17 protein-coding genes are annotated in these 15,550 nt (G+C 43.4%); 11 read left to right on the top strand and 6 right to left on the bottom strand.

Annotated features, from left to right (window positions below; genetic code table 11):
* Positions 1 to 106: 106 nt before the first annotated feature.
* Together ACXQIQ_RS08835 and ACXQIQ_RS08830 are read left to right on the top strand one after the other, a co-directional pair.
* Positions 107 to 994, top strand: a complete 888-nt coding sequence (locus ACXQIQ_RS08835) for a TIGR01777 family oxidoreductase (protein ID WP_439299131.1) — start codon at positions 107 to 109, stop codon at positions 992 to 994.
* A gap of 523 nt (positions 995 to 1,517) precedes the next feature.
* The gene (locus ACXQIQ_RS08830) at positions 1,518 to 3,170 is read left to right on the top strand and encodes a M4 family metallopeptidase (RefSeq protein WP_439299132.1); all 1,653 of its coding nucleotides are present in this window, start codon (positions 1,518 to 1,520) and stop codon (positions 3,168 to 3,170) included.
* A gap of 51 nt (positions 3,171 to 3,221) precedes the next feature.
* Here ACXQIQ_RS08830 and yfkAB read toward each other — a convergent pair whose 3' ends face one another.
* A complete protein-coding gene (gene yfkAB / locus ACXQIQ_RS08825; protein ID WP_439299133.1) occupies positions 3,222 to 4,340 on the bottom strand; it encodes a radical SAM/CxCxxxxC motif protein YfkAB in 1,119 nt (372 codons plus the stop codon).
* Positions 4,341 to 4,421: 81 nt separating this feature from the next.
* The gene (locus ACXQIQ_RS08820; RefSeq protein ID WP_439299134.1) at positions 4,422 to 4,886 is read right to left on the bottom strand and encodes a GNAT family N-acetyltransferase; all 465 of its coding nucleotides are present in this window, start codon (positions 4,884 to 4,886) and stop codon (positions 4,422 to 4,424) included.
* 122 nt (positions 4,887 to 5,008) lie between these two features.
* Between ACXQIQ_RS08820 and ACXQIQ_RS08815 the strand changes: the two genes are divergently transcribed.
* Positions 5,009 to 6,001, top strand: coding sequence for a zinc-binding dehydrogenase (locus ACXQIQ_RS08815; protein WP_439299135.1), 993 nt, complete (start codon positions 5,009 to 5,011; stop codon positions 5,999 to 6,001).
* 441 nt (positions 6,002 to 6,442) lie between these two features.
* Here ACXQIQ_RS08815 and ACXQIQ_RS08810 read toward each other — a convergent pair whose 3' ends face one another.
* Positions 6,443 to 6,628: a hypothetical protein gene (locus ACXQIQ_RS08810; protein ID WP_439299136.1), complete on the bottom strand. Its 186-nt coding sequence runs from the start codon at positions 6,626 to 6,628 to the stop codon at positions 6,443 to 6,445.
* A gap of 92 nt (positions 6,629 to 6,720) precedes the next feature.
* Entirely contained in the window at positions 6,721 to 7,017 is a 297-nt protein-coding gene (locus ACXQIQ_RS08805) for a DUF3784 domain-containing protein (protein ID WP_439299137.1), read from the bottom strand.
* Between the two features lie 127 nt (positions 7,018 to 7,144).
* Between ACXQIQ_RS08805 and ACXQIQ_RS08800 the strand changes: the two genes are divergently transcribed.
* The 3 genes from ACXQIQ_RS08800 (at position 7,145) to ACXQIQ_RS08790 (ending at position 9,440) form a co-directional block, all read left to right on the top strand.
* Positions 7,145 to 7,336: a hypothetical protein gene (locus tag ACXQIQ_RS08800; protein ID WP_439299138.1), complete on the top strand. Its 192-nt coding sequence runs from the start codon at positions 7,145 to 7,147 to the stop codon at positions 7,334 to 7,336.
* A 160-nt stretch (positions 7,337 to 7,496) separates the two neighbouring features.
* A complete protein-coding gene (locus tag ACXQIQ_RS08795) occupies positions 7,497 to 8,381 on the top strand; it encodes a patatin-like phospholipase family protein (RefSeq protein ID WP_439299139.1) in 885 nt (294 codons plus the stop codon).
* Positions 8,382 to 8,495: 114 nt separating this feature from the next.
* A complete protein-coding gene (locus tag ACXQIQ_RS08790) occupies positions 8,496 to 9,440 on the top strand; it encodes an STAS domain-containing protein (RefSeq protein WP_439299140.1) in 945 nt (314 codons plus the stop codon).
* A gap of 72 nt (positions 9,441 to 9,512) precedes the next feature.
* On the opposite strand, the gene ACXQIQ_RS08785 is transcribed toward ACXQIQ_RS08790, so the two are convergent.
* On the bottom strand, positions 9,513 to 9,833 hold the full coding sequence (locus tag ACXQIQ_RS08785; RefSeq protein WP_439299141.1) for a hypothetical protein: 321 nt from the start codon (positions 9,831 to 9,833) through the stop codon (positions 9,513 to 9,515).
* 193 nt (positions 9,834 to 10,026) lie between these two features.
* Here ACXQIQ_RS08785 and ACXQIQ_RS08780 point away from each other — a divergent pair, with 193 nt between their 5' ends.
* The 4 genes from ACXQIQ_RS08780 (at position 10,027) to ACXQIQ_RS08765 (ending at position 12,407) form a co-directional block, all read left to right on the top strand.
* A complete protein-coding gene (locus ACXQIQ_RS08780; RefSeq protein ID WP_439299142.1) occupies positions 10,027 to 10,746 on the top strand; it encodes a DsbA family protein in 720 nt (239 codons plus the stop codon).
* On the top strand, positions 10,736 to 11,143 hold the full coding sequence (locus tag ACXQIQ_RS08775) for a disulfide oxidoreductase (RefSeq protein ID WP_439299143.1): 408 nt from the start codon (positions 10,736 to 10,738) through the stop codon (positions 11,141 to 11,143). The genes ACXQIQ_RS08780 and ACXQIQ_RS08775 overlap by 11 nt, the downstream gene beginning before the upstream one ends.
* Before the next feature lie 280 nt (positions 11,144 to 11,423).
* Entirely contained in the window at positions 11,424 to 12,182 is a 759-nt protein-coding gene (nfsA, locus tag ACXQIQ_RS08770; protein ID WP_439299144.1) for an oxygen-insensitive NADPH nitroreductase, read from the top strand.
* A 69-nt stretch (positions 12,183 to 12,251) separates the two neighbouring features.
* Entirely contained in the window at positions 12,252 to 12,407 is a 156-nt protein-coding gene (locus tag ACXQIQ_RS08765) for a hypothetical protein (RefSeq protein ID WP_226548209.1), read from the top strand.
* Between the two features lie 33 nt (positions 12,408 to 12,440).
* Here the strand turns inward: ACXQIQ_RS08765 and ACXQIQ_RS08760 are convergent, their stop codons facing one another.
* The gene (locus ACXQIQ_RS08760) at positions 12,441 to 12,980 is read right to left on the bottom strand and encodes a flavodoxin family protein (protein WP_439299145.1); all 540 of its coding nucleotides are present in this window, start codon (positions 12,978 to 12,980) and stop codon (positions 12,441 to 12,443) included.
* A 287-nt stretch (positions 12,981 to 13,267) separates the two neighbouring features.
* Here ACXQIQ_RS08760 and ACXQIQ_RS08755 point away from each other — a divergent pair, with 287 nt between their 5' ends.
* Complete coding sequence (locus ACXQIQ_RS08755; protein WP_439299146.1) at positions 13,268 to 15,391, top strand: ATP-dependent Clp protease ATP-binding subunit; 2,124 nt, start codon at positions 13,268 to 13,270, stop codon at positions 15,389 to 15,391.
* Positions 15,392 to 15,550 lie beyond the last annotated feature (159 nt).

Raw genomic sequence — 15,550 nt, 5'->3', positions numbered from 1 at the left:
AAATGAAGTCTTTTTTTACTTCCTTTTTCTGGACTATGTTTGTTATACTAATATGTGAAATACTTCACATATTAGTTTTCCAGTTTAATAAGATTGGGATGATTCTATGAAAAAGAAGGTTGTATTAGCTGGAGGAACAGGGTTCATCGGACAGTATTTTGAAAAACAATTGATTCGTGCCGGTTATGAGGTGTTGATTATATCAAGGAAACGCCCTCACATAACCTGGGAGAACCAACACGAAATCATCGATGCATTAGAAGGTGCAGACATGCTCATCAACTTGGCCGGAAAGTCGGTCAATTGCAGGTATCATGAACAAAATCGAAAAACGATTATGGACTCGAGAATCGAGACGACACAAATGCTCGGGCAAGCGGTGGAACAATGCTCGAATCCACCATCCTTATGGATCAATTCAAGTACGGCAACCATCTACCGACACGCAGAGGACCGCCCGATGACAGAGGACGATGGGGAGCTAGGCACTGGTTTTTCCGTAAATGTCGCTCAGGAATGGGAAAAGACATTCTTCAACTTTAAACTTCCTCAAACAAGACAAGTCGCGTTACGGACAGCAATCGTGTTAGGTCCAGGAGGCGGTGTAATGACACCATATAAATATATGGTCAAATTTGGACTTGGAGGCGTACAAGGTTCGGGGAATCAAATGTTCAGTTGGATCCATGTTGAAGATCTCTGGCGAATCGTTCTTTTCTTAAAAGAGCATGATGAATTGTCTGGAGTATTCAATTGTTCTTCACCTGATCCGATTACAAATCGTGAACTGATGCAACAACTCCGAGATACATTAGGACGCAAAGTGGGGATGTCCTCACCAAGGTGGATGCTCGAAATCGGCTCATTCTTCCTTCGCACAGAGGCAGAACTTGTGCTGAAAAGTCGATGGGTACTGCCAGAAAGATTGGAAAAAGAGGGATTCAAATTCAAGTATGAAACAATCAATGATGCGCTTGTTGATGCTATGAAGTAAGTCCCTTGAGAATCGACGGGAAATCATCCGCCTGGATGAATTAAATAAGGAAGACTTCATTCTGTGAGGATGAAGTCTTTTTTCATAGTAAAAAAGATCCGAATTCAAAAACCGGTGGCTGTTTTTACAAAACAAGCGTGCATTTTTACAAAACGAGTCTTGAAATTTACAAAACAGCCCAACGAATTTCTAAAACCAACTACGAAATTTCTAAAACCCACCCCAAAATCCGCGAAACCTCTCCAATAAGCCCACAAAAACAAGCGGTAAAAGTCCCTCCCAAATGCCTAAATAGCTTTTTCACCGAGATCCAGGACACCTTTTCAGTTCTTAACCTCCAAAAACCCCTCCATTTAACCTAAACCTGCACACATCTATATAAGCAAAACGACTGAATTAACGTTAGTGATTGACAACAAGTAGTACGTTAGTAGTAAACATATCTGAATTATTAGAAAATTGTAAATAATGTTAAGCTTTTTCTCGTATTCAAATCTATGGGGTGAAGGAGATGTTTCGTTACATGAACAAAAAGAATCTATTAGCAGTCGGTTTATCGGTGGGGCTCGTTTCAGGAGCAATGGCCCCGAATGCCATGGCAAAACCTCCTGTAGAGTTGCCGCAGGTCGAACTTTCTCAATACATATTCAATGAGAAGCTAGATTCGCCGGAATTCGTTGCTGGAAATTTGACAGCACCTATGAAGGCAGCACCTGAAGAAATTGTGTACAAGTATTTTAATAGTAATAAAGACAAGTTCAAGATTGGAAAAGCGCAAGCGAAAGAATCCTTCAAAATAGTAGAAGTGAAGAAGGATGACTTAGGTGGAACAATCGTCCGCCTACAGCAAATGTATAAAGGTTCACCAGTATGGGGATCGACACAGGTCGCACACGTTGGTGATGATGGCGTGTTGAAGGTCGTTTCCGGGTCAGTTGTATCCGATCTTGCAAAAGAGAAATCTCTGAAAAAGAAAAGCAAAATCAACGCAAACAAAGCGACACAGATCGCCTTGAAAGACTTGGACTTCAATCCTGACCTGGAAGATAAGGCGAAAGGAGAGTCCATCGTCTATCAAAAGGATGGCAAAACCTACAACGCGTATCTCGTCAATTTGAACTTCCTGGATCCGAAGCCTGGAAACTGGAACTATTTCATTGATAAGGCGACGGGCAACATCATCCACAAGTACAATGATATGCATGATGTGAGTGGAACGAATGAAGTCGGTTCAGGAACTGGTGTGCTAGGAAATACGAAATCTCTTAACACCACACTCTCGAACAATACCTATTATCTACAGGACAACACCAGAGGGAACGGCATCATGACATACGATATGGAAAACAGGACGTTCTTCCCTCAGTTCTTCCTTCCAGGTAAACTGTGGGCCGATAGTGACAACCAGTTCCATCAAGCGTACGATGCTGCAGCAGTCGATGCACACCATTATGCAGGCGTTACATACGACTACTATCTAGGGGAGTTCGGGCGTAATTCATATGATGGAAACGGTGCGACGATCCAATCTTCCGTTCACTATAGCTCTAATTACAACAATGCATTTTGGAACGGCTCTCAAATGGTCTACGGAGATGGTGATGGTACTACATTCCAAGCTCTATCCGGAGGAATTGATGTAGTCGCCCACGAATTAACACATGCGGTTACCGATTATAGTTCGGACCTCGTCTATGAAAATGAATCTGGAGCGTTGAACGAAGCATTATCCGATATCTTCGGTACGCTTGTCGAGTATTACCATGGGACAAACCCTGACTTTGAGGTAGGAGAAGATATTTATACACCTGGAACGCCAGGGGACGCACTACGTTCCATGAGTGATCCGACGAAATACGGTGATCCGGATCATTACTCTAACCGATACACAGGAACAGGTGATAACGGAGGGGTTCATACGAACAGCGGGATCATCAATAAAGCGGCCTACTTGTTGAGCGAAGGCGGCACCCATTACGGCGTGACGGTACCGGGGATTGGAAAGGACAAGATGGGAGACGTCTACTACCGTATGAATACGGTGTATTTGACAGCGTCCTCCACATTCAGTCAAGCTCGATCAGCAGCTGTCCAATCGGCTATAGACCTTTTTGGAGCAGGTTCTCCTGAAGTCAATGCCGTAAACTTATCCTTTGACGCAGTCGGCATCCAATAATCAATCGTTCATAAAGAAGGCTATCGAATGACAAATTCGATAGCCTTTTCTTCATATATTGGACTTTTTTAAAGTGAAATCTTGGTCAGGATAGTATGCGTTCTTGACGAGCAGGTTCGGTCCGAGGCATTTGACTGCCGGACAGTGACAATTCACAGATTGAGCCAACTTGCTGTCCATCCAACGATCATACACGTCATTGAGTGAATCGGTTTTGATATTGCCTAGCGGTCCATCTTCTCCGAAATCGGTAACGATGACATTGCCGTCGAAAATATTCACGTTCAAACGTGAGCGACCATCTGGATCGTTTCGTACCGTCACATTGTTTTCCTTATATAAACGTTTCAGCAACTCGAGATCTTCCGTATCGTCACTGCACGGATAGAAAGGGAGCGTGCCGAAGAGCATCCAAGTGTCTGGGTCCTTCGAATCCAATAATCGATGAATTCCTTCGCGTATTTCAGGCAAGGTGGCGACTTCCAATCCACTTGCAAAGTCGCTCGGATACATTGGGTGAACTTCGTGTCGTTGACAACCCATCTCGACAATTTGACGGTGGATATCCTCCAGGTGAGGAAGCGTACGCTTGTTCAACATCGTTTCCGCTGAAACGATGACACCTTCCGAAGTGAGCGCTCTCGAATTCTCAACCATCCGTTCGAAGTATTTTTCGCGTTGTGCTATCTTCGGTTTCTTCTCCATCATTGCAAAACCGATTTCATTGAAATCTTCCACTGACCCGTAGTTATGGGATATATGTAACACGTCCAAATAAGGCGTGATCAATTCATACCGTTTCAAGTCCAATGTCAGGTTGGAGTTGATCTGCGTCCGTACGCCACGTTCATGTGCATAACGAAGAAGAGGGACCACATGCTGTTTCACAGATTTCATGGAAAGCATCGGTTCTCCACCCGTAATGCTGATCGATCTCAAATGCGGAATTTCCTCCAAGCGCTTGATCATCAACTCCACCGGTAGCGCATCCGGGTCCTTCGGCTGCAACGTATAACCGACCGCACAATGCTCGCATCGCATGTTGCAGATCGTCGTCGTCGTGAACTCGACATTGCTGAGGACCATCCGGCCATGATCTTCCACGTCCATATAAGCTTCCCATGGATCGAAATCCGGGGTGATTCTAGCTGGTTTTGTTTCTTTTAACATATGAAACTCCTTTACACGTACAATGTTCCACTCCTTACTATAACAGAAAGAGACGGAAGGGGTGTCAGTTCCATAATATTCTTATAATTGATACTGCATGACGATGCTGTTCTCGACATACCCGAGCCGTTTATATAAAGTGATCGCACCTGTATTCTGTCCGAATACGTGTAGACCGACCTTCTTGGCACCGAGCTCCTTCGCCCGCCGGTGCAACTCTTTCATCGATTGTGTCCCATATCCTTTCCCTCTGAATTCTGGGTCCATCCAGATTTCATAAAGGAAGACTTCTTCTGTTTCCTGTCGTAGGGAATACCAGATGATCCCGACGTTTTCTTCCGTTTCTTCATCTGTCACATGGTAAATGCTGTGGTTTTCCGTATGTAAGCCATTTTTCAATAACTCATCGAACTGGTCTGTTGCTTGTTCAGTGGCAACCTCTTCGGACACGTCATAATTTTTACGGATATTTTCTGCGTATTCGGCTAGAGACCGTGCTCGGTACTCGTGAAACTGCTTTTCGGTCATATTCGTGAAACGGACCATAACCATCACTCCTTTTTCCATAACCTTACCATAAAACTAAAAAGTTTCGAATATTCAGATGCGTGTAAGATGAGTATGAAGTAAGAGTATGCCATAATGGTGGAAAAGAAGGAGGAATCGTTATGAAAGCAATCGTACATACAAGTCCGAAAGGCATGGAAGGTATGAAGCTGGAAGACTTTGAATCTCCCATTGTAAAAGAAGGACAAGTGAAGGTTCAGTTGAAGGCAGCTGGATTGAATCACCGCGATCTGTTCGTACTTCATCGTCACGAAGAGGATCAACCTCCATTTGTCATCGGATCAGATGGCGCAGGTATCGTTTCAGAAGTCGGAAGCGGGGTGGAAGGCGTCTCGGTTGGAGATGAAGTCGTCATCAATCCGGGTCTCGGCTGGCCGGAAAAATCGCCTGCTCCTCCTGAAGGATTCGGGATTCTCGGATTTCCATCTAACGGAACTTTTGCAGAGGAGGTTGTCGTTCCCGCTAACCAGGTCGAACCGAAGCCTGAACATCTCAATTGGATGGAAGCAGGGGTGTTACCTCTTGCGGCTTTGACGGCATATCGCGCATTGTTTACGAGAGGTCAACTACAAGAAGGGCAACACGTATTACTGCCGGGTGTCGGAAGTGGTGTCATCACGTTCATTTTACAATATGCGAAAGCGGTCGGTGCTCAAGTAACCGTTACTTCTAGAAGTGAAGCAAAACGGCAGGAAGCGTTGAGGATGGGTGCCGATAGAGCGATTGATAGTGCATCAGATTGGACGGAAACCCTGCAAGGTGAAAAGGTAGACTTAGTGATTGAAAGTGTAGGGGCAGCTACGTTCGACAAATCACTGAATGCTGTGAAGCCAGGTGGAACGGTAGTCACTTTCGGGGCATCCGCCGGAGATGAAGTACACATCAATATCCGTGAGTTCTTTTATGGTCAATACAATCTACTCGGCACGACGATGGGGAGTCATGAAGAATTCCGTGATATGCTTTCCTTCATTCGTAAGTACAACATCAAGCCTGTCATCGACCGAACGTTCACGTTGGAAGAAGCGAAGGAAGCATTTAATAGAATGGAAGAAGCAAAACAGTTCGGAAAAATCGGATTCACAATTTCATAGACTATAAAAAAGAAGGGATTGATCATCGTGATCAATCCCTTCAGTCTTTCTTAGGACACATAGTGCCAAAGTGAAAGAACAACAAAGATAAACGCTATCACCGCAATTGTTCCTGCCAACAATGGTCGAAATAGGTTCATGAATGTGTTCATATGTATCTTCCTCCTCCAATTTGTTCTTCTTACTTATATAGACGAATGATTCGGAGGAAAGTTTCGTGTTTATTACAAATATTACACAAATGTTACGAAAGACCTAAACGAAAAAAATCTCGAAATTTTATAGTTTTTGATGTTTAAAAAATGTAGAGGTGGGTATCCTTATACTAACAACCTTTTATCCCCCTAACCCCTAAACCCTTAGAAGAAACCTTTCCCGGATCCGGGAGGGGTTTTTTCGTTTCTAATGCCTATTTACTAGGTAGATGGAAGGGGAAGGATGCTAGTTTTTCCGATAACGGATCTCTTCTATTAAAGTATTCAGTTTTTCGTTCATCTCTTGATCGGTTTTTTGCTTGTTTTTCATGAACTTGAGCAATGAAATGACGAAATAGATGGCAAATACAAATAACCCTAAAATAAATAAAGTATATAAAAGACCGAACAGTCCAAAGAAACCAACGTCCAAATGTTTCACCCCCATACATATTCTCTATACCATAGTACCAGACATTTCCATATAAGATCACAAAAAAATGAACCCGGAAGGTTCATTTTTCGTTACATGTATTTCATGATGATGCGCATCATGAGCAATGAGGACAAGGATACGAGGATGGCGAAAATCATCCAGGCGAAATTCCCGATTGCTTGTGTAAGGAAGGAAGTCAAGAAAATCAAAACGCCGATTGCAATGACATAGATCCCCGCAGACTTTGCTAATCCTTCTTTATCGGCTATTGAACTTGCCTCATAGTTTTTAATGAGGAAAATATTTTTTTTCAACCAAAAGCCAGCTCCTAACAAGATCAGAGCGCCGCCAATCATGTAAAACACGATAAGTTGTTTTGTTACCATTGTTTGACCACCTTTTCTTTGTCTACCTTTTACTTTACATGGTGTGGCCGAAATTTTCCACAGCTTGTTTCATGTTAGCTTTTTATGGAATGCGGGTATGGTAAGTGACAAAGGAGGTGCTTGTGCAATGTGGATGTGGATGCTTATACCACTGTTGGTCGTCTTGTTGATCGCCATTTACTATGAATATCAGAATAGGAAAAGAACAGAGGTTCATTTGAACTCTTCTGAAGACCAAGAAAGGCCGTCACATCAAAATGTGACAGACAGACATCGCAGCCAAGCAGGAAGGGAAGGAAGTCAGCCCCCGCCGACATAAACGATATCCAAAACCGGATCCTCATCGAGGTATTCGGTTTTTTTATATATGGAAAAAAGATTGAATCTTAATCCTTTGTAAAAACCTGCGCATTTCCTGACATTGGAAGATTATTTTTGATAAACTGGAAAAAAGAGATCAAGCTAGGAGTGTTGTTTGCATGAACGGTACAGGACTTGTGCTAGAAGGTGGCGGGATGCGTGGGGTATATACAGCCGGTGTGCTGGAGTATTTCATGGAGCAGGATTTTTATTTACCATATGTCATCGGTGTATCAGCAGGCGCATGTAATGCGACGTCTTATCTCGCCCGTCAACGGGGAAGAAACAAGAAAGTGACAATCGGTTATTCCAAACATCCTGACTACATATCTTTCAAAAATTTCTGGAAAAAGCGTCAATTATTCGGGATGGATTTGATCTTTGATGAAATTCCGAATAAACTCGTCCCTTTTGATTTCGATCGGTTCCATACAGCGGAGGAAAAGTTCGTGATCGGAACGACAGATTGCAGGACAGGTGAACCAGTGTATTTTGAGAAAGGGGCTTACTCAAACGAAATACTTTCCATCCTAAGAGCATCAAGTTCATTACCTTTCATGGCACCGGTCATTGAATTGGGTGATCGATGTTTAATGGATGGAGGCATCTCAGACCCGATTCCGATCCGTAAATCTGAATTGGATGGCAATCGAAAAAATATCCTCATTTTGACGCGTAATGACGGTTATATCAAGAAACCTTCCAGAATGAATTGGATCACTCGTAAAGCCTATCCGCAATATAACGGTCTGGTTGATAGCATGAGTAAGAGATTCCAGGTGTATAACGAGACGATGGATTATATCCGGGATAAAGAGCAAAACGGAGACGTCTTCGTCATCCGACCGTTAGAGCCGCTCCAAGTAGGGCGTGTAGAAAGGGACCCTGCTAAATTGACTGCGTTATATGATCAAGGCTATTACGATGCTGCAAAGCAATTCGATGCATTGAAAGAATGGTTGGGAACGGCTGTTCAGACCGAAGAGACGTTAACAGCTCATTGACGAGTCGAGCGCCCTTATCAAAAAAAATCGAGAGAATCTGTAATATGGGGTTTAACATACATCTAATAGGGTATTAAGAATATGTTAAACATTTTTCCCAGGGGGGGACTGGTCATGAGTATCGCCGTAATTGCTCAACGAATTTATGATGAAAAAGAAGCCATTGCTCAGAAGACCGACGAAGTACTCTCAGAATCACTTGGCACCAAGAACACGCGAAACTTTCTTGAAGCACACATGTCATTAGCGGAGTATCTCAGTAGGGGCCTGGAATTAGAAGATGAGGTTGAAGCGAAGCAACTGATCAATGAATGGGCGGAGAAAACGAGCTGGAATGCAATCAATGAAAAAAGACCTTTCAATCAGTCTTTCAAAGCATTCGAGATATTCAAGGGTCAAGTTCTAGACGTTGTCGAACTCCAAACGGAATCTGAAGATTGGTCGAACAAAGAACTGATTTCGACGCTTCGAAGTATCGATACCATGTTAGACCATGCAGCTTTCTATTATGTGCACTCGTTAATTGTTAACTTTGAAGGCCGAATCGATGAGTCCGAACAAATGATGAAACATGACAAGAAGTTGATCGCCGATTTGTCTGTGCCGATCATACCTTCAATCGTCCCGAACACGATCCTCGTACCGATTGTAGGCATGTTGACCAATGAACGATTCGAAATCACTCGTGATAAACTGTTGCATAACATTACAACCCAGGATGCTGAATCCATCGTTTGTGATTTTACAGGTGCCATCCTACCGGATAATGGGCACTTCCAAATGGATGACCTTGCCCATCAGATCGAGCAATTGACAAGATCGGTCTCATTGATGGGAGTCGAAATCATCTATGTAGGTTTCTCATCCCGACTTGTTCAAGAGATCGTTCGTGCTGGCGTGAAGATTGAAGCTGAAACATTCTCGACTTTCCGTACAGGCTTACGTTATCTTGCCAATAAGAAGGACTGGGGATTGACCGATGAAATTTATAGTCGATCCGAAGCTGAAGAAGAGGAAGAGAAGAAATTGGTTTCTTCGGTTCCTCATGAGAATTTATAAAAGTAATTGACCAAACTTTAATATAAAGATAGCGCAAAATAACGTACTTATAAGGAAGGGAGCTTCTATTGATTAGAAGTTCCCGTTTTTCTTTTTAAATAGGTAAAGAATCCACCAAACAAAAGAGTAGACGTACCCTACCAATACATAGACAGACCACAATTCGAAGTTTTCCAAACCTCGGATCAGATGATTCAATTCATTCCCTTCAATACGTTCGATTGCATGCACAAATCCTATGATTGGGGTTGTGATAGTGAAGCCGATATGTAAGACCGACAACACGATTAACCGTTTTTTCCGTATGGCATGAAAAGAAACGACCATGCTAGCAATGATGTAAGCAAAATACATTACCCATACCCAGGTTGGGAGTGTGTCCATAGCATACATCCAATCCCCCTAATAAAACTCTCATTTAGTGTAATTTTACACTAACAAGAGCGCTATATCTACAACTAATCTCCATTAATTAGGAAAAATTGAGTGTATTTTGGGAGATGTACAAATGTTCATAGCACGTTCATTGACATAGGTGTTCGAATTGAGGAAGAATAGAGTTAGTACATATATAGGAGGACCTGTCATGGCAAAGAAAAAGAAAACGGTCTATAAGCCGCCCAAACAGAACAATAAAGGATTCATCATCATTATAGGAGCAGTATTCGTATTAGCTGCAGTATTACTGTTCATCATCAGCAATGAAAATAATAACCCGAGTCAGGATCAAGCGGAGTCTGCTCAGCCTGGTCAAGAGATTGAGGTCAGTTATGAAAATCAACCGACTGTCGGTGAAGAAGATGCACCGGTCAAATTGGTTGAGTTTTTCGATTTCAAGTGTCCGCACTGTGCATCTTTCGCTCAGCAAGTCTATCCTCAGATCAAAGCAGACTTCATTGATACAGGAAAAGCGAGCATGACGTTCATCAATAAACCGTTCCTGGCACCAGATTCATTCACAGCTGCTCTCGTTGGTGAAGCAGTGTATGAACAAAATCCTGATGCATTCATTCAATATTATGATGCTGTCTTAGCCAATCAGGGTGAAATGAGCGAGCCTTGGGCAACAGAAGAATTCTTGTTCGATCTAGTTGAAAAAAATGTGGATGGAATTGACGTTGATCAATTGAAGGAAGATATCGACAACGAAACCATCAATCAAAGAGTAGAAGAAGATCGAGATATGAGTGCCCAAGTCGAGAGTACTCCAACAGTATTGGTGAATGGCAAGATGGTCGAACTAGATTATGAGGGCTCCATCAAACCTGCTATCGAGGAAGCTTTGGAGGAAGCCGGTGAGCAGTAAACGGACAGGCATCGCTTGGATCATATCACTCGTTGCGGTGCTTGGGAGTCTTTATTTTAGCGAAATAGCCGGTTTCGTCCCGTGTCAGTTATGCTGGTATCAGCGGATTCTGATGTACCCGCTCGCTATCATTCTTGGAGTCGGACTTTTCCTGGATGAGGAAAAGATTCATTGGTATGTGCTTCCGTTCAGCGTGATCGGAATATTCGTATCGACGTATCATTTCCTTCATCAGAAAACCGATTTGTTTTCAAAGGTGGGATCATGTACACAAGGTGTTCCATGTTCTGGAGAGTATATTAACTGGCTCGGCTTCATCACGATTCCTTTTTTAGCATTAATGGCGTTTGTGGGAATCACTGTATTGATGATTAGCCGGATGAAAAGTTCAAAATAAAGCAGTAATGGAGAGAGTTGTCCTCGGGTACAGCTCTCTTTTTTTGATCTAGTGGAATATAAGCCAGATTCAAGAATTATAAGCCGAAATTTGTAATTATAATCCAAATCCAGAAATTATAAAACGAAATCCAGTATTATAATCCAAAATCCAGTATTATAATCCAAAATCCAGAATTATAAGCCAAAACACGCTTAAAGGCACAATAGTTGTCCTCAGACCTCACGTTGGATACGATGAATTTAGAATAACGAAACTGATGAAAGTAAGGGTGAGAGAAATGAACGAGACAATCGAAACGATATTGAATCATCGCAGTATCCGCGCGTTTAAAGATGAACCGCTTTCAGAAGAACAAATCACCGCGATCGTCCGAAGCGCTCAAGCGGCAGCTACATCCAGCTATCTCCAGGTCTATTCCATCATCGGGGTGAAAGATCCGGCCAAGAAAAAGAAGTTGGCAGAACTCGCAGGAAACCAGGAATACGTGGAGAAGAACGGACACTTTTTCGTATTTTGTGCGGATCTTAACCGGCATAAAATTGCTGTGGAAATGGAAGGTCTAACAGAGGATGAAGTTGTCGAATCGCTTGAATCTACGGAAAAATTCATGGTCGGAACGATTGATGCAGCGCTTGCGGCTCAAAATGCGGCACTTGCTGCTGAATCAATGGGACTCGGTATCTGCTATATCGGTGGATTGCGTAACAACCTGGAAGAAGTGGCGGAAGTCTTGAAAACGCCGGACCGCGTCATTCCATTGTTCGGTATGTGTGTCGGTGTACCGGATCAGAATCCTGATAAAAAACAGCGGTTGCCGATGGAGAACATCTATCATGTAGATGAGTATCAGCAAGACGAAACAGAATTCATCGAGCAGTTGGCTCGTTATAACGAAGATATTGCTGATTACTATCGTGAGCGTACCCAAGGAAAGCGCACGCATACTTGGACGCAGATCATCGCCAACAAGATGAGTAAGCCGATGAGACTTTATATGAAGGACTTCTTGAAAAGCATCAAGATTCCGCTTAAATAATTGCAGCGCATACCATAGGATCGCTTCGTCCAAACTACCATCATACCGTGAAAAATTGGAGGCGATCGTATGACGAAGCGCAAGCAGTTGAACGATAAGACGAAACACCATAATCAAACGCCGAAGGAAAGTCTTCCAGACATTGAAATTGCTGAAGAGCTTGCAAAAGGGCAGACAGAATTGCGTGACGAGGATCTACCCGAGCGCGAAAATCAAGAATTCTAAATAAGGAAAAGGACAGCCGCCTGGCTGTCCTTCTTACTTTTTCAACAATTGATTCAGTTCTACAGCTTGTTGCATCGCTAAGTGATCGTCTGCGATGTCGCCTGGTTTGTTCGCTTGTCCGATGATGTATCCACCGAATTCAAGATCTACAAAGTCAAAGATGTAGTTGAACTGTTGGATAAGCGGCAATGCTTTGATCTTCGGATTGTCGCCTCCGCAGCAGATGACATACGCTTTCTTTTTACGAAGCTCAGCCTTGAAATCATATCGGTCATCGCGCATGTTTTGTGAGAAACGATCAATCAGATCTTTCATCATGCCAGACATTCCATACCAATAAACTGGAGTAGCAAACACAATGATGTCATGTTCAAGCATCAAGTCTACTATGCGGTCATTGTCATCTTCTACTGATCGGAATCCGCCCGGTTCATGACGTAGGTCATCTATCGGCTGAATGTTGAATTCGCGGAGATGGATGTGGGTTGCATCCAAGCCGTCGAGTGCTTTTGTCGTCAATTGTTCGGTATTCCCATTCGGACGGGAACTCCCATGTATCGCTAGAATTTTCATTGTATGTACCTCCTTCAATCCTCTTTCATACCCATCATAACGGAGGCATGAAGGGATTGCGAGCAATCAGACTTCGCTATAAGCACGTTCTTTGCATACACCGAGACACCCTGTTATCATCGTAAACCAATCAAAAATTGGCAGGAAAAAAGACAAAACAAAATACTTGAAAGTCAAAGAAGGTCAAACTATAATATAAACAAAGGTCAAAGATAGTCAAAGTCAATTTTGATTAAAGCTAAGACTTCACCAACAATTAATTCTACTTTTACAAGGAGGTCATTATTATGCGTTGCCAACACTGTCAAGTTAATGAAGCAAATGTACGAATGACTCTTCACATAAACGGTATTACGAAGCAGATTCGACTCTGCCCGAAATGCTATAAAGAAATCCAGAGCGAAATGAAGCAGCCAAGTAACATGAATCCTTTCATGGGGAAAAACATGGGTGGATTCGATATGAACGACTTCATGGATCACCAACAGGAGCAACAAGGGCAAGCCGGTCCTGGACAAGGTAAAAAAGGCGGCGGTCTCTTAGATGACCTCGGACGTAATTTGACGGACGCAGCAAAAGCAGGTCTGATCGATCCGGTCATCGGACGTGACAAAGAAGTAGAACGGGTCACAGAGATCCTGAACCGTCGAAACAAAAACAACCCAGTCATGATCGGGGAACCAGGTGTCGGTAAGACGGCCATTGCAGAAGGACTTGCGTTGAAGATTGCGAACCAGGAGGCACCGAAAAAGCTCCTTAATAAACAAGTATACCTCCTGGACGTGTCATCACTCGTTGCAAATACGGGGATTCGTGGTCAATTCGAAGAACGTATGAAGCAACTGATCAAGGAAGTGAAAGAGCGCAAGAACGTGATCCTTTTCGTAGATGAGATTCATCTCTTGGTCGGTGCAGGGTCTGCAGAAGGTTCGATGGATGCAGGAAACATTCTGAAACCTGCCCTTGCGCGTGGAGAGCTTCAACTCGTCGGTGCAACGACGTTGAAGGAATATCGTCAAATTGAAAAAGACGCTGCGCTCGAACGTCGTTTCCAACCTGTCATGGTCAAAGAACCGACAGAAGAGGAAGCAGTGGAGATCCTACAAGGATTGAAAGAGAAATATGAGAAGTATCACGAAATTCGTTATACGGACGAAGCACTTCGTGCATGCGTAACGCTATCCAAACGCTACATCCAGGATCGATTCCTACCAGACAAGGCGATTGACTTGATGGATGAAGCCGGTTCTAAAATGAACTTGAAACACGCTGGTACAAGCGAAGATGACGTGGAAGAACGTCTCGCTGCGATTGCAAAAGAAAAGGAAGAAGCGACGCAACAAGAAGATTATGAGCGTGCTGCAAAACTCCGTGATGAAGAACTGAAGCTTCAGAACCAGACTGCTACAAAACCAGAGGATATGCCTGAAATCACAATCGTGGATGTGCAATACATCGTCGAAGAGAAAACAGGTATCCCAGTCCGCAAACTGCAGAACGACGAACAAAACAAACTGAAGAATTTTGCGGAACGTCTTGGATCAAGTGTGATTGGTCAAGACGAAGCGGTTCAGAAGGTAGCGAAAGCAATACGCCGTAGCCGTGCTGGTCTGAAATCCAAAGTACGCCCGATCGGTGCATTCCTATTCGTCGGACCGACTGGTGTCGGTAAGACCGAACTGACTAAAACGCTGGCTAAAGAACTGTTCGGCTCGAAGGATGCGATGATCCGTCTGGACATGAGTGAGTATATGGAAAAACACTCCGTGTCCAAGCTCATCGGTTCACCACCAGGATATGTCGGTCATGATGAAGCTGGTCAACTCACCGAGCGCGTGCGCCGCAACCCATACAGCATCATTTTGCTGGATGAGATTGAAAAGGCGCACCCGGATGTGCAGCACATGTTCCTTCAGATCATGGAGGATGGTCGATTGACGGACAGTCAGGGTCGTACCGTAAGCTTCAAGGATACGGTCATCATCATGACGAGTAACGCAGGCACGGGTGAGAAGAAGATCAAGATGGGATTTGAGAACCATGGATCAGAAGCGGTGTCTGTACTTGAAAGATTAAGTGCTTACTTCAAACCTGAATTCTTGAACCGTTTTGACGGGATTGTTCCATTCAACGAATTGTCTCAAGATCACCTTGTACAAATCGTCGACCTCATGCTCGAGGATATCCGTGAAATGGTAAAAGATGAAGGGCGTGAAATTGAAGTAACGGAAGAAGCGAAGAAACATATCGCTTCACTCGGTTACGATCCACGATTCGGTGCTCGTCCGATCCGCCGTGTACTTCAAGAAAAAGTGGAGGACGGAATTGCCGACCTGCTGCTGGATGAAGAAGACGTAATGAAAATTAAGGTGGATTTCGTCGATGACGAAATCGTCGTTAATAAAGGTTAATTAGAAATGAATGACCCAGAGGATTCTCTGGGTCATTTTTTTATGATTGGATAGAATTATTCTGTGTTTGGTGAGAATTAATTCGACTGTGATTAGAATTAATCCACGATTGGACAGGATAAACTCCAATTTGGGTAGAATTAATCCAAATTACGTCAC

This window comes from Pseudalkalibacillus sp. Hm43 (genome assembly GCF_054170705.1).
This window is presented reverse-complemented; position numbering and strand designations above follow the sequence as displayed.